The sequence below is a fragment of the endosymbiont of unidentified scaly snail isolate Monju genome (assembly GCF_000801295.1).
Lineage (GTDB): Bacteria > Pseudomonadota > Gammaproteobacteria > Chromatiales > Chromatiaceae > MONJU.
Map to the genome: position 1 here is coordinate 499,707 of NZ_AP012978.1, position 20,547 is coordinate 520,253.

Annotated in this window: 20 protein-coding genes, 1 pseudogene and 1 other annotated feature; of the genes and pseudogenes, 6 read left to right on the forward strand and 15 right to left on the reverse strand. The window is 65.7% G+C overall.

Going from position 1 to position 20,547, the window contains the following annotated elements; genetic code table 11:
* Window positions 1-99: 99 nt before the first annotated feature.
* The 4 genes from def to rluD are packed head-to-tail and all read right to left on the reverse strand — an operon-like array spanning window position 100 to window position 2,903.
* Window positions 100-606, reverse strand: coding sequence for a peptide deformylase (gene def / locus EBS_RS02345; protein WP_043107125.1), 507 nt, complete (start codon window positions 604-606; stop codon window positions 100-102).
* Between the two features lie 5 nt (window positions 607-611).
* Entirely contained in the window at window positions 612-1,136 is a 525-nt protein-coding gene (locus EBS_RS02350; protein WP_043107127.1) for a glycine cleavage system protein R, read from the reverse strand.
* Window positions 1,133-1,873, reverse strand: a complete 741-nt coding sequence (gene pgeF / locus EBS_RS02355; protein WP_043107129.1) for a peptidoglycan editing factor PgeF — start codon at window positions 1,871-1,873, stop codon at window positions 1,133-1,135. The genes EBS_RS02350 and pgeF overlap by 4 nt, the downstream gene beginning before the upstream one ends.
* Window positions 1,860-2,903 (reverse strand): 23S rRNA pseudouridine(1911/1915/1917) synthase RluD, encoded by a 1,044-nt coding sequence (rluD, locus tag EBS_RS02360; RefSeq protein WP_052199211.1) that lies wholly within the window; start codon window positions 2,901-2,903, stop codon window positions 1,860-1,862. The genes pgeF and rluD overlap by 14 nt, the downstream gene beginning before the upstream one ends.
* A 316-nt stretch (window positions 2,904-3,219) precedes the next feature.
* Between rluD and EBS_RS02365 the strand changes: the two genes are divergently transcribed.
* Complete coding sequence (locus EBS_RS02365) at window positions 3,220-4,035, forward strand: outer membrane protein assembly factor BamD (protein WP_052199212.1); 816 nt, start codon at window positions 3,220-3,222, stop codon at window positions 4,033-4,035.
* A gap of 111 nt (window positions 4,036-4,146) precedes the next feature.
* On the opposite strand, the gene EBS_RS02370 is transcribed toward EBS_RS02365, so the two are convergent.
* From EBS_RS02370 to sucC, 4 genes are all read right to left on the reverse strand, one after another.
* The gene (locus EBS_RS02370; RefSeq protein ID WP_043107131.1) at window positions 4,147-4,485 is read right to left on the reverse strand and encodes a P-II family nitrogen regulator; all 339 of its coding nucleotides are present in this window, start codon (window positions 4,483-4,485) and stop codon (window positions 4,147-4,149) included.
* A gap of 260 nt (window positions 4,486-4,745) precedes the next feature.
* Entirely contained in the window at window positions 4,746-6,344 is a 1,599-nt protein-coding gene (locus EBS_RS02375) for an NAD+ synthase (protein WP_043107132.1), read from the reverse strand.
* 4 nt (window positions 6,345-6,348) lie between these two features.
* A complete protein-coding gene (sucD, locus tag EBS_RS02380; RefSeq protein ID WP_043107133.1) occupies window positions 6,349-7,221 on the reverse strand; it encodes a succinate--CoA ligase subunit alpha in 873 nt (290 codons plus the stop codon).
* The gene (gene sucC / locus EBS_RS02385; RefSeq protein WP_043107134.1) at window positions 7,218-8,405 is read right to left on the reverse strand and encodes an ADP-forming succinate--CoA ligase subunit beta; all 1,188 of its coding nucleotides are present in this window, start codon (window positions 8,403-8,405) and stop codon (window positions 7,218-7,220) included. The genes sucD and sucC overlap by 4 nt, the downstream gene beginning before the upstream one ends.
* A gap of 111 nt (window positions 8,406-8,516) precedes the next feature.
* Here sucC and EBS_RS13390 point away from each other — a divergent pair, with 111 nt between their 5' ends.
* The 3 genes and pseudogenes from EBS_RS13390 to EBS_RS02405 all read left to right on the forward strand — a co-directional run bounded on the left by EBS_RS13390 (window position 8,517) and on the right by EBS_RS02405 (window position 12,835).
* The gene (locus EBS_RS13390) at window positions 8,517-10,157 is read left to right on the forward strand and encodes a sensor histidine kinase (RefSeq protein ID WP_081999777.1); all 1,641 of its coding nucleotides are present in this window, start codon (window positions 8,517-8,519) and stop codon (window positions 10,155-10,157) included.
* A gap of 94 nt (window positions 10,158-10,251) precedes the next feature.
* Window positions 10,252-11,460, forward strand: a pseudogene (locus EBS_RS02400) (IS3 family transposase).
* Window positions 10,519-10,635, forward strand: a sequence feature (AL1L pseudoknot). It overlaps the preceding pseudogene by 117 nt.
* Window positions 11,461-11,644: 184 nt before the next feature.
* Window positions 11,645-12,835, forward strand: a complete 1,191-nt coding sequence (locus tag EBS_RS02405) for a hypothetical protein (RefSeq protein WP_043107137.1) — start codon at window positions 11,645-11,647, stop codon at window positions 12,833-12,835.
* 313 nt (window positions 12,836-13,148) lie between these two features.
* Here the strand turns inward: EBS_RS02405 and EBS_RS02410 are convergent, their stop codons facing one another.
* From EBS_RS02410 to EBS_RS02430, 4 genes are all read right to left on the reverse strand, one after another.
* Window positions 13,149-13,718, reverse strand: coding sequence for a Tll0287-like domain-containing protein (locus tag EBS_RS02410; protein ID WP_043107139.1), 570 nt, complete (start codon window positions 13,716-13,718; stop codon window positions 13,149-13,151).
* Between the two features lie 133 nt (window positions 13,719-13,851).
* Entirely contained in the window at window positions 13,852-15,108 is a 1,257-nt protein-coding gene (locus EBS_RS02415) for an HD-GYP domain-containing protein (protein WP_081999778.1), read from the reverse strand.
* Between the two features lie 227 nt (window positions 15,109-15,335).
* Window positions 15,336-16,076, reverse strand: a complete 741-nt coding sequence (locus tag EBS_RS13395; protein WP_081999779.1) for a hypothetical protein — start codon at window positions 16,074-16,076, stop codon at window positions 15,336-15,338.
* A gap of 110 nt (window positions 16,077-16,186) precedes the next feature.
* Window positions 16,187-16,702, reverse strand: coding sequence for a helix-turn-helix domain-containing protein (locus tag EBS_RS02430; protein WP_043107142.1), 516 nt, complete (start codon window positions 16,700-16,702; stop codon window positions 16,187-16,189).
* 122 nt (window positions 16,703-16,824) lie between these two features.
* Between EBS_RS02430 and EBS_RS02435 the strand changes: the two genes are divergently transcribed.
* The gene (locus EBS_RS02435; protein WP_043107144.1) at window positions 16,825-17,247 is read left to right on the forward strand and encodes a hypothetical protein; all 423 of its coding nucleotides are present in this window, start codon (window positions 16,825-16,827) and stop codon (window positions 17,245-17,247) included.
* A 132-nt stretch (window positions 17,248-17,379) separates the two neighbouring features.
* Here EBS_RS02435 and EBS_RS02440 read toward each other — a convergent pair whose 3' ends face one another.
* The 3 genes from EBS_RS02440 to EBS_RS02450 are packed head-to-tail and all read right to left on the reverse strand — an operon-like array spanning window position 17,380 to window position 19,830.
* Window positions 17,380-18,198 (reverse strand): ABC transporter ATP-binding protein, encoded by an 819-nt coding sequence (locus EBS_RS02440; protein ID WP_052199218.1) that lies wholly within the window; start codon window positions 18,196-18,198, stop codon window positions 17,380-17,382.
* Window positions 18,195-19,175, reverse strand: coding sequence for a FecCD family ABC transporter permease (locus EBS_RS02445; RefSeq protein WP_043107145.1), 981 nt, complete (start codon window positions 19,173-19,175; stop codon window positions 18,195-18,197). Before EBS_RS02445 ends, EBS_RS02440 begins: the two co-directional genes overlap by 4 nt.
* On the reverse strand, window positions 19,159-19,830 hold the full coding sequence (locus EBS_RS02450) for a histidinol-phosphatase (protein ID WP_043107146.1): 672 nt from the start codon (window positions 19,828-19,830) through the stop codon (window positions 19,159-19,161). The genes EBS_RS02445 and EBS_RS02450 overlap by 17 nt, the downstream gene beginning before the upstream one ends.
* Window positions 19,831-19,997: 167 nt before the next feature.
* Here EBS_RS02450 and EBS_RS02455 point away from each other — a divergent pair, with 167 nt between their 5' ends.
* Window positions 19,998-20,534, forward strand: coding sequence for an RNA pyrophosphohydrolase (locus EBS_RS02455; RefSeq protein WP_043107147.1), 537 nt, complete (start codon window positions 19,998-20,000; stop codon window positions 20,532-20,534).
* The last annotated feature ends 13 nt before the right edge of the window (window positions 20,535-20,547 follow it).

The window sequence follows — 20,547 nt, forward strand, 5'->3', positions numbered from 1 at the left end:
AGGCGAGAGCTGAATGATGCGCTGGTTCGTGGCGGGGACACCGCTCCTACCCGCAGCAGGCCGTCCCCGGGCCGAATGTTCGCGGCGAGGATGCCGCGCCTACCGGACGTAGACCTTGCGGCGGAACAGGTCGGTGCGGCGACTGACCACGCGGTCGATGAACAGCAGGCCATCGAGGTGATCGATCTCGTGCTGGGCGGCGCGGGCCTCGAAGCCTTCCATGTCGAATTCCAGCGGCTCACCATATGGGTCCTGCGCGACCAGGTGAATGTGGGTGGCACGGATGACGTTGCCGGTGTAGTCGGGCACCGAGAGGCAGCCCTCGCGTCCCGGCTCGTAGCCTTCCCAATGGGTGATCTCGGGGTTCACCAGAACCAGGTGGCCGTGGTTGGGCGCCGGCTTGCGTGTCTGCGAGCAGTCGAGGAGGACGATGCGCCGGAATACGCCCACCTGGGGCGCGGCGATGCCGACGGCCGCGGGTCCGGCACGCCGGGTGTCTTCGAGGTCGTCGATGAAGGCACGCAGGGCGTCGTCGAAAACAGTGACTGGTTCCGAGACCTGCTTGAGCCGCGGGTCCGGCAGCTTGAGGATGTCGAGTACCGCCACGCCGGTTACCCGATATAGGTCTCGACTGGCGTCACATTGACCGCAATACCCTCGGCGCGCAACGGGACCAGGCGACGCTCCACCGCCTCCACCGGCTCGTTGCTCACGCCGCTGATCTGCAGGATGTAGACCGGAGCCTCAGCGGTACCGGCCACGTCGGATTCCAGGTCGAGGATGTTGAACCCGCCCTCGGCCAGCGCACCGGTGACCTGGGCGACAATGCCCGCGCGGTCGGCACCGGAGACGGCCACCTGCAGGTTGGGGATCAGGTGTTCGTGCAGATGGGCCTCGATGGGATCGATATGCAGGCACAGGCCACGCTCGTGCACCACGGGATCGAGCAGCGCGCGCAGGGCACCCTCGTCGGCGGCACCCGAGACCATCATCATTACCGTGAAGTTGCCCCCCAGGCGCAGCATCGAGGTCTCGCCCAGGTTGCAACCAGCGTCGGCCAGCGTCCGGGTGAGGGCCGCGACGATACCGGGCGCGTCGCGCCCGACCAGGGTGATCATCCACCATCGGTCCTTCATGCCGTCTCCTCCAGCCAGATCAGGCTGGCCTGTCGCCCGGTGCGCCCGTCGCGCCGGTAGGAATAGAAATGCTGCGGCTCACTGTAGGTGCAACGCCCACCGCCGTAAACCTCGCCGATGCCCGCCACTTCCAGGCGCAGGCGTGCCAGCCGGTACAGGTCTGCCCGCCAGCGCTCGCCGTGCTGCACGAAGGCCTCTGCTGCCAGGGGATCGACCGCAAGGAAGGCTTCCCGCACCTCCTCACCCACCTCGAAGGCGAGTGGCCCGATGGCCGGCCCCAGCCAGGCGATCACCCTGCCGGGATCGTCGAAGCGCGCCAGGGTGGCCTCGAGCACCCCGCCGGCCAGGCCGCGCCAGCCGGCGTGCGCCGCGGCCACCGCCACACCCTCGCGATCGGCGAACAGCACCGGCAGACAGTCGGCGGTGAGCACCGCGCAGACCTGGCCGGGCGTATAGGCAAAGGCCGCGTCGGCCTCGCAACCGGCAAGATCACGACCCGCATCGGCCACCGAACAGCCGTGCACCTGGCTCAACCACAGGGGTTCGGCAGGCAGCGCCAGCGCCTCACGCAAGCGAGCGCGGTTGGCCACCACGTGCTCAGGATCATCACCCACGTGCAGGGCCAGGTTGAGCCCGGCCCAGTCACCCCAGCTGAACCCGCCCGCACGAGTGGTGGCAAAGGCACGCACCCGGCCCGGCACGGGCCAGTCGGGACGGATGGGCTCAGTCCTCGTCATCGTCGATCTCCCAACCCGCCTCGCCCAGCGCCGTGTAGAAGGCCGGATCCAGGTCCGGCGTCTCGTGTGCCTCCCGATGGCGGCGCAGGGCCTCGAGCAATTCGCCCATGTCCTGCGGAATGGGTGCCTCGAAGCGCAGTTCGCGCTCGTCGACGGGGTGGCGCAAGATCAGGCGGCGCGCATGCAGGGCCTGGCGACCGAAACTGCGCATCAGGGCCTTGAGCTCCTCGTCCGCACCCGACGGCAGTTGCAGACGCCCGCCATAGACCGGATCGCCGAATACCGGGTGCCGGATGTAGGCCATGTGCACCCGGATCTGGTGGGTGCGCCCGGTCTCCAGCCGGACCCGCAGCAGGGTGTGCTCGCGGAAGGCCTCGAGCGGTTCGTAATGGGTGACCGCCGGCTTGCCCAGCGGGTTTACCGCCATGCGCGTGCGCACCGTCGGGTGGCGGCCGATAGGCTGGTCGACAGTCCCCGGTGCGCGCAGGCGCCCGACCACCAAGGCCCGGTATTCGCGGTGTATCTCGCGCCGAGCCAGTGCCGCGACCAGCCGCTGGTAGGCCGGTTCGCTACGCGCCACCACCATCAGACCGGTGGTGTCCTTGTCCAGCCGGTGCACAATGCCGGCACGGGGCAACCTCGCCAGCGAAGGGTCGTGATACAGCAGGCCGTTCTGCAGGGTGCCATCGGGGTTGCCCGCGGCCGGGTGCACCACCAGGCCGGCTGGCTTGTCGATCACCAGCAGGTGCTCATCCTCGAAGAGGATGCGCAACGGCACCGGCTGCGGCACGCACTCGACCTGGGCCTCCTCGACCGCGCGCAGCACCAGCTGCTCGCCTTCGCTCACCTTGTGCCGCTGGGCGCGTACCTTCCCGTCGACGGTCACCCGGCCCTCGCGTATCCAGACCTGGAGGCGGCTGCGCGAATAGTCGGGAAACAGGGCGGCCAGCGCCTGGTCGAGGCGCCGACCGGCCAGGGCGGCATCGATCTCCGCGCTCAGCAGCCTTTCTTCGGCCTGTTCGTCGCTCATGGGGGGCTATCTGTTACTAAGACAACCCCAATCAAAGTCTCACTCAGAGCGGCCCGGATGTTCCGGATCAAGGCGCGGCTCGCAGGGAATGGCAGACCCTTGCCAAGAGCCGCAACGCAGAGCCGGGACATCCGGGCCGCTCCCTGCGGGCGGGCTTCCGGGCGTCCATCCACTGCGTTACGCCGACTTGACATAGAGTGACCATGCCTGCGTCGGCGTGCCTTGTGGCTGAACGCCAGAGGCCCGCTGAGCGTGGCTTTGATTGGGGTTGTCTTAGTATACTCGCCGACTGGAACCGTTGGGGGGATTATCACCGATGTCACGCCTGCTCTGGCCATTGTTGTTCGCACTGCTGCTCGGCGGCTGCTCCTTTCTGCAGGACAAGGACGAGACCAAGGGCTGGAGCCAGCAGAAGCTCTATACCGAGGCGCAGGCCGAGCTGGCCTCCGGCAACTACGAGCGCGCCATCGACCTGTACGAGAAACTCGAGGCCCGTTACCCTTTCGGCAAGTACGCCCACCAGGCCCAGCTCGACGTAGCCTACGCCTATTACAAGGCGGAAGAGCCCGAATCGGCGCTGGCCGCGGCCGACCGCTTCATCAAGTTCCATCCTGGCCACCCGGCGGTGGCCTATGCCTACTACCTGAAGGGGCTGGTCAACTTCAATCGCTCGCTGGGCATTCTCTCGCGCTTCCTGCCCACCGACCTCTCGCAACGCGATGCCGGCGCGGCGCTGGATTCGTACAAGGACTTCAAGGAGGTGGTCGAGCGCTTCCCCGACACCGATTATGCCGAGGATGCGCGCAAGCGCATGCTCTACCTGCGTAACAACCTGGCCCGCCAGGAGGTGCACGTGGCGCGTTACTACATCAAGCGCGGCGCCTTCGTGGCGGCGGCCGAGCGCGGCAACTACGTCATCGAGAACTACCAGCGCACCCCGGCGGTGAAGGACGCCCTGGAGGTGATGATCGAGGCCTACACGCGCCTCGGCCTGAACGACCTGGCGAACGACACCCGGCGAGTTCTGGCGCTCAACCTGAAGAGCGGCGCCATCATCCCCGACCCGCGCGAACTTGAGGAGAAGTCCTGGTCGCGCAAGCTTTGGGACTACTTCGGCCTGGACAAGAACTGACGTGCCGAGCCTACCCTGACAGGGCCGATGACCCTGTCAGGGCGTGGTGAGTTGGAAATGAGACGAGGTGCCCCGGGGGCGTCCCGCCCCCCCGGCTGCCCCTGGCTGGATTCAGATGGCCTCGCGTCCGCGCTCGCCAGTACGGATCCGAACCACCTCCTCGACCGGTAGTACGAAGATCTTGCCGTCGCCGATCTTGCCGGTACGCGCGGCCTGGGTAATGGCCTCGACACACTCGTCCACGCGGTCCTCGGCGATCACGATTTCGAGCTTGAGCTTGGGCAGAAAGTCCACCACGTACTCGGCCCCCCGGTACAGCTCGGTGTGACCCTTCTGGCGACCGAAGCCCTTGATCTCGGTCACGGTCATGCCGTTGACGCCGATGTTGGACAACGCCTCGCGCACGTCGTCCAGCTTGAAGGGCTTGATGATGGCCTCGATCTTCTTCATGTCTCCACCTCTTGTTGTGTTCTCCGGGACTCAGGATAGCCCTGCCCGCGCACCGCTTACAAGCAATGTTCGGCCCAGGGTCGAGCCTCCTGCGCGCAGGAGCGACGCCCCCGCCACGAACGGCTCGGCCCGGGAACGGACCTCCTACATGTGGGAGCGGCGTCCCCGCCGCGAACGGTTCGGCCCGGGGACGGCCTCCTGCATATAGGGGTGGCGTCCTCGCCGCGAACATTCAGGTCGGGAACGCGACCCCACGCCATTCAGCAGCCATTGACGATGGGATAACGCCAGTCGCGACCGAAGGCGCGCGCGGTGATCTTGATGCCGGGCGCGGCCTGGCGGCGCTTGTACTCGGCACGCAGGACCAGCCGCGTCATACGCTCCACCTCCGCGCGGTCGAAACCGGTGGCCGCCACGATCTCCTCGACCGACTCGTCACGCTCGACGAAGCGCTCGATGATCTCGTCGAGCACCTCGTAGGGCGGCAGGCTGTCGGTGTCCTGCTGATCGGGCCGCAGCTCGGCCGAGGGCGGGCGGGTGATGACCCGCTCGGGGATCACCTCGACCTCCCGGTTGCGCCAGCGCGCCAGCGCGAAGACCAGGGTCTTGGGCACGTCCTTGAGCGGCGCAAAGCCACCGTTCATGTCGCCGTAGAGGGTGGCATAACCCACCGACATCTCGCTCTTGTTGCCGGTAGTCAGCAGCATGCGCCCACTCTTGTTGCTGATCGCCATCAGCAGCAGCCCGCGAATGCGCGCCTGGATATTCTCCTCGGTGACGTCCATCGGTCGACCCGCGAAAGGCTCGGCCAGCATGTCGAGCAGGGCCTGGAAGGCCGGTTCGATGGGAATGCTCAGGTAATCCACACCGAGACGACGCGCCTGCTCGGCAGCATCGGCGTTACTGATCTCGGCGGTGTAGCGCGAGGGCATGGACACCACCTCGACGTTACGCGCTCCCAGTGCATCGACCGCCAGCGCCAGGGTGAGCGCCGAGTCGATGCCACCGGAAAGGCCCAGCACCACACCATGAAAGCCGTTCTTGCCCACGTAGTCACGCACACCGCAGACCAGGGCACGCCAGACCTCTTCGAGATCGTCCAGCCAGGGCGGCAGTGGACGCATCGCGGGGGCACCACCGGCGTCGATGTCGAACACCTCGACCGCCTCCTCGAACTGCACACAGCGCAACGCTACCCGCCCGTCGGCCGCACAAACGAAAGAGGCGCCATCGAACACCAGTTCATCCTGGCCGCCGACCTGGTTCACATACACCAGCGATACACCGTGGCGCGCAGCCAGCTTGCCGACCAGGCGTTCGCGCTCGCGCACCTTGCCGCGGTAATAGGGCGAGCCGTTGAGCGTGAGCACCACCTGCGCGCCCGCGGCCGCGGCTTCTCGCACCGGGGTATCCACCCAGATATCCTCGCAGACCACCAGTGCGAAGCGCAGGTCACCCTGTTCGAACAAGCCGGTGTCCTCTCCCGCAGCGAAGTAGCGTTTCTCGTCGAACACGCTGTAGTTGGGCAGTTCGCGCTTGCGGTATTCGCACAGCAGCTCGCCGTCGCGGATCGCTGCGGCCAGGTTGTAGCGGGCGCCGTCGCGCTCGCCGGGGTAACCCAGCACCAGGGTGATACCGCACACCTGCTCACGGATGCGCGCCAGGGCGGTCTCCACCCGTTGCAGGCATTCATGCCGCAACAACAGGTCCTCGGGCGGGTAGCCGACCAGCGTCAGTTCGGGGAACACCACCAGGTCTACCCCCTCGGCGGCCAGACGGTTGGCCAGCTCGATGACGCGCTCGGCATTGGCCTCGATGGCACCAACCATCAGGTTGAGCTGGGCAATGGCGAGCTTCATCGGTTCAGAACAGCAGTCCGGCCATGGTCTCGCCGATACGCGCCGGCGAACGTACGGTATGCACGCCGGCCGCCTCCAGCGCACGATACTTGCCCTCGGCGGTGCCCTGTCCACCGGCCACGATGGCCCCGGCATGGCCCATGCGCTTGCCCGGCGGCGCAGTCACTCCCGCGATGTAGGCCACCACCGGCTTGGAGACATGTTCTCGAATGTACTCGGCCGCGGCCTCCTCGGCAGTACCGCCGATCTCGCCGACCAGCACGATGCCCTCGGTCTGCGGGTCGTCCTCGAACAGGGCCAGGCAGTCGATGAAGCTCATGCCGTGGATGGGATCGCCACCGATACCGACGCAGGTGGACTGGCCGAGCCCCGCGCGCGTGGTCTGATGCACCGCCTCGTAGGTCAGGGTCCCGGAGCGCGAGACGATGCCCACCCGGCCGGGCTGGTGGATGTTGCCCGGCATGATGCCGATCTTGCACGCCCCTGGAGTGATCACGCCGGGGCAGTTGGGACCGATGAGCCGCACGCCGGGATGCGCGTCGAGCGCGGCGCGCACCCTGAGCATGTCCAGCACCGGGATACCCTCGGTGATGCAGACGATGACCTCGATGCCGGCGTCGGCGGCCTCGAGAATGGCATCTGCCGCGAAGGCGGCAGGCACATAGATCATGGTCGCGTTGGCCCCGGTCTCGGCCACTGCCTGGTGCACGGTGTCGAATACCGGGCGCTCGAGATGGGCCTGCCCGCCCTTGCCGGGGGTGACCCCACCGACCAGGTTGGTGCCATAGGCGATGGCCTGCTCGGAATGAAAAGTGCCCTGGCGGCCGGTGAAACCCTGGCAGATGACCCGGGTGTCCTTGTCGATGAGAATGCTCATGCCTTGCCCTCCGCGGCCGCCACGACCTTTTCCGCCGCCACGACCTTTTCCGCCGCCTCGGTCAGGTCCGAGGCGGTCTCCAGCGCCAACCCGCTCTGATCGAGCAGCGCCAGGCCCTGGTCGGCGTTGGTGCCTTCCAGGCGCACCACCACCGGCACCTCGATGCCGACTTCCTTGACCGCGCTGACAATGCCCTCGGCGATCAGGTCACAGCGCACGATGCCACCGAAGATGTTGACCAGCACCGCGCGCACCTTGTCGTCGGAGAGAATGATCTTGAACGCCTCGGCCACCCGCTCCGCGGTAGTGCCACCGCCCACGTCGAGAAAGTTGGCCGGCTCACCACCATGCAGCTTGACCAGATCCATCGTGGCCATCGCCAGCCCGGCTCCGTTGACCATGCAACCGATGCTGCCATCGAGCGCGATATAGTTGAGATCGTGCTCGGCGGCGCGCGCCTCACGCGGATCTTCCTGGGTGATGTCGCGCATGCCCTGCAAGTCCTTGTGCCGGTAGAGGGCGTTGTCGTCGATGTTGACCTTGGCATCCAGCGCCAGCAGGTCGCCATCACCGTTCACGATCAGCGGGTTGATCTCCACCAGCGAACAATCCTCGCGCACGAACAGTTCGGCCAGTCCCGCGAGGACCTTCTGAAACTGCTTGCGCTGCTCGGCATCCAGCCCCAGGGCGAAGCCCAGCCGCCGGGCCTGGTAGGGCTGAAGGCCGGCAGCCGGATCGATGCGCGAGGTGAGGATCTTCTCGGGCGTCTCGGCGGCGACCTCCTCGATGTTCATGCCGCCGGCCTCGGAGGCCACGACCATGACGCGCCGGCTGGCGCGATCGACCAGCAGACTGAGATAGAGTTCGCGCGCAATGTCGCTCGGCTCCTCGATCAGCACGTGGCTGACCGGCAGGCCGCCCGGCCCGGTCTGGCGGGTGACCAGGCGGCTGCCCAGCAGGCGTCGCGCCTCGGCCTCGACCTGGTCGAGTGAGTCGGCCAGCACCACCCCGCCGGCCTTGCCACGGCCGCCAGTGTGCGCCTGGGCCTTGACCACCCAACGTTCGCCACCCATCTCTTCGGCCGCCTCGCGCGCCGCCTCGGCCGACTGTACCGCCACGCCGTAGGGCACGGGAATGCGGTAACCGGCGAACAGGCGCTTGGCCTGGAATTCGTGGAGGTTCACTGTTCGATCCTGCGGTTGTGCATGAAAATGGTATTCTCGGCCAATATGGACGGACACGCAAAAACTATCCGGCCGATGCCAACCGAATCCCGGCATTGACACCAAAGGAACATGCTCGCCACCGACCCGGCAAATTCGCCGCACACCGAGCCCTCGCAGGCGCCCCCGCTGGTCCCCCACGACGCCGAACGCGCCGCCCTGCGCCTGTTCCTCGGTTATCGCATCACCCTCGCGGCCATCCTGCTAACCCTGTTCTTCGTGGTTGGCCGGGGTGGGCTGGGGTCGCATGCTCCCACGCTGTTCGCCCTGGTCGCTGCCCTCTATATGGTCGCCACCGTCGGCGCCCTGGTGTTCTCGCTACTGCACTTCGCACCGCCCGCCACCCAGGCACTGGCAGCCATGTTGACCGACATCGCCCTCTTCTCGTTGCTGGTGTTCGCCAGCGGCGGCGTTGCGTCGGGACTGGGGCTACCCGTGGCCGTCTCGCTCACGCTGGGGAGCACGCTGATCGAAGGTCGCCTCGCCCTGGCCGTGGCCGCACTGGCCGCACTCGCCATGCTGGGCGAAGAACTGTTCGCCACCTTCTACAACCCGTTCCGCCAGACCGCCTTCATGCAGACCGGCTTTCTCGGCCTGGCTTTCTTTTCCCTGGTACTGCTGGCCATCTCCTTTCGCGCGCGCGCAGCGCAGCGAGGAGCTGGTCGAACAACGCGAGACCGAACTGCTCAGCCTGGCCCAGCTCAGCGATTTCGTCATCCAGCAGATGCAATCGGGCGTGGTGGTGGTGGACAACGACGGCATCGTCCAGCTGATAAACGAATCCGCCTGGGCTCTGCTCGGCCTGCCCACCTACAGCCGGCACCACCCCCTGCGCTCTGTCTCCCCCGCCCTTGCCGACTGTTACGAAAGCTGGCGAGCGGTCCCCGGGGAGAACAGCCTGAACTTCCGGACCAGCATCAACGGCCGCGACCTGCGCTCACAGTTTGCCCGGCTCGGTCGCGGAGGAAGCGGCGGCACGCTCATCGTGCTGGAAGACGTGTCGCAACTCACCGAGCAGGCACAGAGGATGAAACTGGCCTCGCTGGGCCGCCTGACTGCCGGCCCGCCCACGAGATCCGCAACCCCCTGGGGGCGATCAGTCACGCGGCCCAGCTGCTGGAGGAATCGCCCGCGCTGCCCGATGCCGACCGGCGGCTGATCCAGATCATCCGCCAGAATTCCGGGCGGGTGAACGAAGTGATCGAGAACATTCTCAAGCTGTCGCGGCAGAAGCTGCCCAGGCCCAACCCCCTGGTGCTCAAGCCCTGGTTGCAGGAGACCGTCACTACCTTCCACAGCGTATTCGGGTTGCAACCCGAACAGATCTCGCTACAGGTAGACCCCGAGGGCATCACTGTCTATGCCGACGAGGGACAGCTGAAGCAGATCCTCGAAATCCTTTGCGAGAACGCCATCCGTCATTTTCCCCGCAACCCGGAAGACCTGCGGATTCTGATTCTGGGTGGCATCACCCATGAGTCGGGCGGCCCATACATAGAAGTACACGACAACGGCGGCGGCATCGACAGCGAAGCGGTCGAGAAACTGTTCGACCCCTTCTTCACGACCCACAACCAGGGGACCGGGCTGGGCCTGTATATCGCCCGCCAGCTCGGTGAAGCCAACAGAATCCGGCTGGAATATCGCCCTCTGGCAAGCGGGGCGTGTTTTCGGTTGATCTTTCTCGACCCCAGGCGACAAAACTCAGGCTGACAGGATGTTGAAGAATCCCACTCACGGCGCTTCTTCAAGGAATTGAACCGCCCCGGGTTTCCCGGAGACTCCATTTCTTGAGAGGATAGAGTCTATGGATACGAGCAAGAGATATTCCCCTGAGGTCCGGGAACGGGCGGTTCGCATGGTGTTTGATCATCAGGGCGAGCATGATTCCCAATGGGCGGCGATGACCTCCATCGCGGCCAAGATCGGCTGTACTGCGCAAATGGGTGAGACAGGCCGAGCGTGATCAAGGACTGCGTGAGGGTCTGACGACGTCGGAGCGCGAGCGGCTCAAGGCCTTGGAACGGGAGAACCGGGAGCTGAGGCGGGCCAACGAGATTCTGAAGACGGCGTCGGCTTTTTTTGCCCAGGCGGAGCTCGACCGCAAACTGAAGAGATGATCGCGTACATCGACGATCACAGGGATCGTTACGGGGTCGAGCCGATCTGCGCGGTGCTGCCGATCGCCCCGTCCACCTACTATGAGCACAAGGCCCGTGAGGCCGATCCACAGCGACTGCCGCGGCGATTGCAGCGGGATCGCGCCCTGTCAGACGAGATTCGACGGATCTGGGAAGAGAACTTCCAGGTGTACGGTGCCAGGAAGGTATGGCGGCAGCTCAACCGGGAAAGCATCGAGGTAGCCCGCTGCACGGTGGAACGCCTGATGCGTGTCATGGGGTTGCGGGGTGTGGTGCGAGGCCGCCGTTGCCGGACAACGATCGGCGACACGACGGCGGAACGACCACTGGACCGGGTGAAGCGGCAGTTTACTGCCACCCGCCCGAATCAGTTGTGGGTGGCGGACATTACCTACGTGGCGACTTGGACAGGGTTTGTCTATGTGGCGTTTGTCGTGGACGTCTATGCCCGACGGATCGTGGGCTGGCGTGTCTCCCGGTCGCTGAAGACCGACCTGGTGCTGGATGCGCTGGAGCAGGCGCTATGGTCGCGCCAGGACACAGAGGGCCTGGTGCACCACAGTGACCGAGGCTGTCAGTACCTGTCGGTGCGTTACACGGAGCGCCTGGCCGGGGCCGGCATTGATGCCTCGGTCGGTAGCCGAGGGGACTCCTATGACAACGCTCTGGCAGAGACGATCAACGGTCTGTACAAGGCCGAGGTTATCTACCGGCGAGGCCCCTGGAAGCATAGGGAGGCGGTCGAATATGCCACTTTGGAGTGGGTGGACTGGTTCAACCACCGGCGGCTGCTGGAGCCTATTGGCAACGTGCCACCGGCGGAGTTGGAAGCGGCGTATTATCGCCAACAGAAAGAGTCTGCCAAGGCGGCCTGACTCAAACAAAACAGTCTCCGGAATATCCGGGGCGGTTCATCCCCTTCAACCTTCGCGACCTTGGCGCCCTTTGCGGTAAATTCCTGCGCACGCTCTGGAAACGTCCTTGCCCCAGCAATCTTTGTGCTCTTCGTGCCCTTTGTGGTTTCCTCCCTGTGAATCCTGCTGACATGGGGTGTCCCGCGTGAGTGTCTTTCTGTTTCCTCTGTTGGCGCTGGCCGTCGCCGGGGTGCTGTTGTCGCGCCCGCTGCGTAGCGCCCGCGGCTGGCGTGCCACGGTCACGCCGCTGGCGTCGATCATCGGCAGCGGCTTTCTGGTGGTCGCCCCCGTGCTGGGGCGCTTGCTGGGGCGTTACGCGATCCTGGGCATGACCGGGATCACCCTGGTGGCGCTGACGGTTGGCGCGGTGATGCGCTTCAACATCCGTCACCTCGAACCGCTGCTTGAACGCGGTGCGCTCGATCCACTCGGTCTCTGGCTGGAACGTGCGGCCAATCTGGCGCTGTCACTGGCCTATGTGATCTCGGTGGCCTTCTACCTGCGGCTGCTCTCGGCCTTCGCCTTGCGCCCCCTGGTGCTGGAACAGGGGTTCTGGCTGGATGCGCTCACCACCCTGGTGCTGGTCTTCATCGGCGGGATCGGCTGGCGGCGTGGCCTGCATGCGCTGGAGAACCTCGAGGAATACTCGGTATCGATCAAGCTGGCGGTGATCGCGGCCCTGCTGGCCGGACTGGCGGTCCACGATCTGCACACCGGTTTCGACCTGTCGGCGGTGCATGCCGGGGTGTCCGATCCCTGGGAAATCGCGCGGGTGCTCGCCGGTCTGCTGCTGGTGGTGCAGGGCTTCGAGACCTCGCGCTATCTGGGGGCCGAGTATGATGCCGGGCTGCGTGTCCGCAGCATGCGCCGGGCACAATGGCTGTCCACCACCATCTACCTGGCCTTCCTCGCCTTGGTCACGCCCCTGCTGGGTGGAATAAATGGTGCACGGGTGGATGAGACGGCAGTGATCGACCTGGCCGCCGCAGCGGCCTGGATCTTGGGCCCCATGCTGATTCTGGCGGCGCTGATGAGCCAGTTCAGCGCGGCGGTGGCAGACACCGTCGGGGCCGGCGGGCTGGTTCAGGAGGAGTCCCGGGGCCGGATACATGACCGTCAGGCCTATCCCTTGATCGCCTTGCTGGCGATCATCCTGGTGTGGAGCGCCGATCTGTTCGAGATCGTCAGCCTGGCCTCGCGCGCCTTCGCCTTCTATTACCTGTTGCAGACCCTGCTCGCGCTGCGTCTCGCCTTTGGCTGGCGGCAGCGCCTGGGGTTCGGGCTGGTGGCCGCGTTACTGGCCTTCGTGGTGCTGTTCGGCAAGGCGGTGGGCTGACGAGCGGACCATGAGACGTCGGGTTTCGATAAACCACGAAGGACACAAAGGGCACGAAGGTTGTTGGGGCAAGGACGTTCCCAGGCTGTACGCGGGGAATACCGCAAAGGACGCGAAGGAGCATGGGGGGCGAATGTTCGCGGCGGGGATATCGCTCCTACCTATCCTCGATGCACCCTAACAGGGCCGGTGACCCCGTCAGGGTGGGGCCTGGAGGCGTTTCTGCCGTAGGAGGCCCTTCCTCGGGCCGAACAGAAACCGGCAGGCTCGAAGATTTTTGTGCCTTTTGTGTCCTTCGCGGTTATTCCCCTTGTCAGAGCTCCTTGCTCAGGGTGAAGGCGCCGCGGATGTCGCCCAACTTGAAGCCGCGCGCCTTGTCCCCGGGATAGAGGCGCTCGAGCGTGGCTTCCACCTTCGGCTTGATCTTGGCCGCGTGGCAGTTCAGGCAGGGCTTGCCGGTGGGGATGGCCTTCATGTAACGGAAGACTTTCTTGCCATCCTGCTCCACGACCTCGGCGTATTCCATACCCTTGACCGGTTCACCCTTGGCCTTGCGCTCCTCGAAGGTCTTGAGTACGGCCTGCTCCCAGGCGTCCGGTGCGTTGGCCGGGTTGCGGTATTTCAGACTGGTGCGGCCGACCTGCCAGCCCGTGGCCCTGGCTACCTCGGCGGTGATCTCGGGCACGCGCCTTTGACAGAAGGGAATGGTGCCGACCGGACCGGAGGCCTTCATCGACTTGACCACCTCGGCCTTGAGCTTGCCGCCGAGCATCTTGGCTGTATTGCGGGCCTCTCCGAGCAGGGCGTCGTTGCCTGCCAGCGCGAGGGTAGCGGCCGAGGCCAGTACCAGAGCGGCCAGCAGGGAGGTGTAAGGCTTGTTCATGGAAGCTCCTCGTATTGGTGTCGATACCGAGTTCGAGGGGTCGGATTATAGGGTAGGGGAGAGGCCGGCAAGGCGGGAAAGATATCAACCTGGATCAAGAATTTCAGGATAATTCCGGTGGATGCGGTAGCGGTTACGGCTGGTGAATGACGTTGTCGAGCAGGCCTTGTTCAACCAGCGCCTGCAAGTCGACACCGGTATCGGCAGTGGTTCGCATGCGCTGGATGTGTATGGGATGGTCGGAGTTGCGTACCTGTTGTTCCGCAAGGTCCAGCAGGCGGGCAGATTCAATGGGTTCGCCGGGGGCGGGGAGCACCAGCACCTGCGGCGCGAGCCGCCGGTCGCGGTTGGGAGCGATCACGACCGCCAGTTCCCTGGTGGTCAGCTCCACGATGGTGCCGGGGGCATACAGGCCGATGGTCTTGATGAAATGCGCCACCATGCGGGTGTCCCATTGCTTGCCGATGCCGCGCCACAGGATGTTGAAGGCCTCGGTCGGCGGGCGACCGGTGTCGTAGACGCGGTCGCTGGTGATGGCATCGTAGGTGTCGGCAATGGCCACGATCTTGGTATAGGGCGTGATCTGCCCCGCCTTCAGGCCACGAGGGTAGCCGGTGCCGTTCAATCGTTCATGGTGCGCATGAGCCACGTCCAGCGCGACCCGGGTCACCCCGTCGGTGGAGAGCAGAATGTTGCGGCCGTCCACGGGGTGTTGCTTCATGATCTCCATTTCCTCCACGGTGAGGCGCCCCGGCTTCTTCAGAACCTCATCGGGAGTCAGCACCTTGCCCACATCGTGCAGCAGGCCACACAGCCCCACCTCGTTCAGTTGCTCACGAGACATGCCCAGCGAGCGACCGAGGGCGATGGACAGCAGGGACACGCTGAGGGAGTGCTGAGACGTGTATTCGTCCTTGTGGCGGATGCGTGACAGGAGCAGGGCGGTGTCGGGACTCTGCATGACCTCCTCGACGCACTCGGCCACGGCTTCCTTGGCGGCCGGTGTGTCGATGGCCTTGCCGAGACGCACGTCGTCCATGATGTCGCCGATCACTCGCGAGGAATGGTGGTAGTGATCCAGCGCCCGGGGGAGCCGTTCAGCGAGTGGGGGAGGGGCTGTGCGGGAGGAAATACGGCGTCGCTTGTGCTTGTGCTTACGCGGTTGACGGTCGAGACGAACGACTTTCTGCTGGTCGATGATGACATGCTGGCAGTATCGGCGGACCGTCTCGACGTCTTCCAGTGTCTCGACCACGAACCCCTGGAACAAAAAGGGGGTCTCTTCCCAGGGACGGTCAAGTTCCGCTACATACATGCCAGGCACCAGATCCTGGGTGCTGATGCGCATGCGATGGCTGGTCTTGAATTGGAGGCGGGGCGATCGTGACATACCTGTCGTCGGGCGGCTTCCTGATAAGCCGCTTAACGGCAGGGGGGGTGGAGACTTTAGGTTGACACGGATTAGGCTCTCCCCGGGGTGACCGGGTTCAGCACGTGTGAGCTGTTGAGTGCAGAAGGGAGGCCTGGTCGGGGACGGGAAAGCTGTTTCGAGCAAGACAAAAAAACAGACCCCGGCTTCTTGCCGGGGTCTGGTTCTGGACCTTGCGTTCCATGCGGCTATTGTCCGGCGGGTGTGCCGCCATCGCTCGCTGGTGCGGACGGTGGGGTCGCCTTCGGGGCCGGTTGTGCAGCGTGGGACGGGGGCATCTGCCCTCGTGCCGGCGGCATGGGCCCCATGGGGCGCATGGGATAGCCATAGGGCGGCGGATAGGGCGGGCGATGGCCGCGGAACTTGCTCATGCGTTTGTCATGCAGGTATTCCAGGTATTCGCGGCGGCGTTTCTGCTTGGTCTTGTCTTTGCTCCAGGGCATGTCGAAACCGCTGCGGTCCCAGGGACGGTTGCCCGACCAGGGCAATTCGTCCCAGGCGTCTGATTCCCAGGGGTACTTGTTGCTCTTGTTCCAGGGTGCCCAGCGATCCCAGGGGTTGTCGCTGCCGCTTCCCCAGCTGAACCAGTCGTTGTTACGGCGTCCCCAGGGGCTGCGTCGGGAGTTCCAGTTCCAGCCTTGCCCGTTGGCCCAGGGGGCGCTGCGCCCGCCCCAAGGGGTGTTGCCTCCGCCCCAAGGGGTGTTCCCTCCGCCCCAAGGGGTGTTCCCTCCGCCCCAGGGGGTGTTCCCTCCGCCCCAGGGGGTGTTGCCTCTGCTCCAGGGGGCGTTGCCTCCGCTCCAGGGGGCGTTGCCTCCGCTCCAGGGGGCGTTGCCGGACCAGGGCATGTTGCCCCAGCCGGAGGCCAGGATGCCGGAACTGGCCAGGACTGCCGCGGTGCCGAGCGCGAGCAGGTGTTTTCGAATGTGCATGGTGCCGTGTCCTCTTTGGTTCGCGAGCTGTGTCACGAATCAATCATAGGGCATTTTTCGGCACGGCCACCGGGTATTTTCGCCGAAGGGTGATAGGGTCAGGCCGATGCTCAGGCAAGGGAACCATGCAGCTTGAGGGCATCCTTGCGGGGGGGCTTGCTGCGTGGGGCGGACAGTGTATCGGGTGGCCGCGAAGCGCCGTTGAGGCGCTTGAGCAGGCGTTGGCACTGGCGCAGACTCAGCTCGACCTGGTAGTTGCGTTGCAGGTGCTGCTGCAGTTGTTTGCCACGCCACTGATCGCCGTCGATGCCGAAGCTCGAGGGCGGCGATTGCAGGTCGCGCGCGACCGAGGCCATGGCGCTGTCGGAGAGTCGAGCCGGTCGCCCCGGGCTGGTATCATCCAGCAGGCCCTCGAGGCCGTGCTCGTTGAAACGCTTGCGCCAGCGTTCGATGGTGCGGGTGTGCTCGCCCAAGGCCTCGGCGATGTCGCTGATGCGCTGGCCTTGCAGGATCATCAACAGGCAGAAGGCGCGGTAGCAGGCCTTCTTCTCTCGGGAGTGGCCTATCTGCTTGCGCACCGCGTCGCGTAGCTGGGCGATCTGGATTTCCTTGTTGGGTTCCTGCATCTAACTTGTGTCCGGCTGAGGGGACGCGGCAAAGTATGCAGATCCGTATGGAGACGCTGGATAGTTATTCGCCGGATTATTGATCTCGGTCAGCTTGGTCCGGGTAAAGAGGAAACGACACCATGCTGGAATATGTATTTTTCGATCCGCGGCCGCGTGATCGTTTCGTGCGTTTCGTCGAAGAGGCGGGCTTGGCCCCCGGCCTGGAAGACGATGACGGCTTGCTCAAGGTGCTGCTGCCCGAGGACATCGACGATGACCTGGCTGAACGCATCGAGAATCATTACGACGAGATGATGGAGCTGGGTCGCGAGCTCTACGAGCAGGAAGGCGAGGACGACGAGGTGGGCTACCATACCGCCGGCATCACGGTGCAGTTGCGTGACGGCAGCAACGTGTACGCTCAGGTCGATCCGCGTCTGCTCGGGCGCATCATGGAGGTGTTCACCCCGGAGGAGTTCAACCTCGTGGTCAATGCCATCGCCGAGGCGGTGGAGAACCCTGACGCCCGTTCCCTGTGCCAGCGCATGCGTGACGGCGATTAGTCCAGGTATTTGACCCGTATCCCGAGGTTTCACCCTGTCAGGGTGGAGGCCGCACCGGGGCAGCCTTCGAAACGGGCCTCAACCGGCGCGGCCCCCTGGGTTCCCGTAACATTCTCCCGTCGGGACAGGACCTTACCGTTCCGGCGTTGTTCGACGGGTGACATATCCGGGCTGGTCCGCGGCCCAGTCGATCGCCAGCAGTGGCCCGCCGGGAGTGTCGAACTCGCACAGCGCGCGGCCAAGTAGTGGCGCCAGGTGTTGCGCCGTGACCAGCTCGACAGCCGGGCCGGCCTCCCAGGCGCCGTTTCCCCCCAGCAGCAGGCAATGCGTGGCGATGTGCCGTGCCAGGCCGGGGTCGTGTGCCACCAGCAGCAGGGCGCGCCGGGCGTCCACGAAGCGCTGCCGCAACAGGCTCATGACCGTGACCTGCTGGCCGATGTCGAGGTGGTTCAGCGGCTCGTCGAGCAGGGCCAGCGGTGGATCCTGAACCAGCAGGCGGGCGATCTCGGCGCGCCGCAGCTCGCCTCCCGACAGGGTCTCGGCCGCCTGCTCCGCCAGTGCGGCCAGGCCCAGTTCGTCCAGCGCGGCACGCGCCGTGGCGATCTCCTCCTGCGTGTCCCACCAGTGGCGCTTGCGCGCGTAGCCCCCGGCCAGCACCAGTTCGAGCACGCGGTTGTGCAGGCCGGGGTTGCCCTGTTGCAGCAGCAGGCCGAGGCGGCGGGCACGGGCGTGAGCATTCAATGTCTGCAAGGGAGCGCCCTGCAGGTGGATCTCGCCGCCGGATGGTGGCGCCAGACCTGCCAGCACGCGCAACAACGTGCTCTTGCCCGCCCCGTTGGGGCCGAGCACCACCCAGCACTGACCGGGCTCGATACGCAAGTGCAGGTCTTGTATCAGGGGGCGTTCCGGATGGCCGATGTGCAGACCGCGGGCCTCGAGCAGGACGTTCACGAGCGACCCTCCCGATTCAGCAGCCAGAGGAAGATTGGCACCCCCAGCAGGGCGGTGAGCACGCCGACCGGCAGTTGCGCCGGGGCGATCAGGGTGCGCGCCAGGGTGTCGGCCAGCACCAGCAGGCTGCCGCCCAGCAGTGCGGAGAGCGGCAGCAGCCAGCGGTGGTCGGTGGCACCGAGCAGGCGCACCAGGTGCGGCGTGACCAGGCCGACGAAGCCGATGGCGCCGGCGATGGCGACCGCGCCGGCAGTGAGCAGCGAGGAGAGCACGAACAGGCTGCTGCGCAGGCGGCGCGGGTCCACTCCCAGCGCGGCGGCCTGTGCCATGCCGAAGCCGGCAAGATTGAGCTGCGGCGCCAGCCACAGGGCGCCGGCGAGACCGCTGGCCAGCACGCCCAGCGCCAGGCCGGGGCGAGGAGCCCCGCCGAGGTCGCCCATCAGCCAGAACAGCATGCCCGGCAGTTGCAGCGGCGGGGCCAGGCTGAGCACCAGGCCGATCAGTGCCGACCAGCCGGCGGCCATGACGATACCGGTGAGCAGCAGGCGGCGGTTGTCCGGATCCTCGCCGCGTTGTGCCAGCAGGAACACCACCAGCATGCTCGCCAGTGCACCGCCGAAGGCCAGCGGCGGCAGCCAGAATGCGCCGACCCCGGCGAGCATGGCAGCGAGCACGGCCACCGCGGCACCGCCGGAGACGCCCAGCACGTAAGGGTCGCCCAGGGGGTTGCGCAACAGCACCTGCATCAGCACGCCGGCCACGGCCAGCATGCCGCCGATGCCGAAGGCGGTGAGTGCGCGCGGCAGGCGCAGCTGGTTGACGATGCGGTCGGCAATGCTGCCGTCGTCCTGGAACAGCAGGCGTGCCACCTCCGTGGCGGGAATGTCTACCGAACCTTCGAGCAGCGCGATGCCCAGCGCGCCCAGCGCGCCCAGCGAAACGCCGAGCGTCAGCAGGTGTTCAGGCCGTCGTCGCATGATCGCGCAGCGAGATGATCGGCCAGCCGGCCCCTTCGGCGTGCGCGTGCAGTGCCTTGTCGGGGTCCACGGCCACGGGGTGGTCGACCAGTTCGAGCAGCGGCAGGTCATTGTGCGAATCGCTGTAGAAGGTGGCGCCGGCCAGTGAATGACCGGTCTGTGCCAGCCAGTCGCGCAGGCGTGCGATCTTGCCCTCGCGGAAGCTGGGCATGCCCGTGACCCGGCCAGTGAAGCGGCCGTTGCGCCGTTCCGGCTCGGTGGCAATCAGGTGTTCGATACCGAACAGGGCGGCGATCGGCTCGGTCACGAAGCGGTTGGTGGCGGTGATGATGAGCAGGGTGTCGCCGGCGCGACGGTGTGACTCGACCAGCGCGCGTGCGGGTTGGCCAATCAGTGGGTGGATGCGACGCTCGATGAAGTCGGCGCGCCAGCGTTCCAGTTCGGCCGGGTCGTTCTCGGCCAGCGGGCGCAGCGAGAAGGTGAGAAAGGCCATGATGTCCAGCCGTCCGGCCTTGTAGTCCTCGTAGAAGCGCCGGTTGGCCGCCTCGTAGGATTCGCCGTCCACCGCACCCAGCTCTGCCAGGTGGCGGCCCCAGAGGTAGTCCGAGTCCCCGCTGAGCAGGGTGTTGTCGAGATCGAAGATGGCCAGTGGCATGGTGTTCGTCAGTGATTGGTGTTCGTCAGTGATTTTTGGATGCGGGGATCATACAGAAAAATCGTTATAAGCAATAGCTTATGTGTAATCCAGTCGGCCGGGGCTTGCTTGCGGTGGGGCTCCCCGCTGTGGAAGAATGAAGGTAATGCAATTTACTGGTGAGTGATGTGATCGATGCGGATGGTTTTCGGCCCAATGTCGGAATAATCCTCGTCAACGACGAGAACCGCCTGTTCTGGGGACGGCGTGTCGGGCAGAATGCCTGGCAGTTCCCGCAGGGCGGTATCAAGGCGGACGAGACGCCGCGCGAGGCCATGTTCCGCGAGCTCGAGGAGGAGGTCGGCCTTCGCCCGGAACAGGTCAAGGTGCTGGGCGAGACCTCGCGCTGGCTGCGCTACCGCCTGCCCAAACGTTTCATCCGCCGCAATGCCCCGGTGTTGTGCATCGGGCAGAAGCAGCGCTGGTTCCTGTTGCGAGTCAACTGCGAAGAGAGTGATTTCTGTCTTGACCGATTCGACAAGCCTGAGTTCGACGATTGGCGCTGGGTGGATTACTGGGTGCCTGTGAAGGAGGTCATCTACTTCAAGCGGCGGGTCTACGAGCGTGCGCTCGAGGAACTGGCGCCGCTGCTGTTCCCCGAGGGGCCGCCCGAGCGCCCGCCGCTGCCGCCGCGCCGGCCGCGTCGCCATCCCCGGCGCCGTTGATTGCACGGGGGTG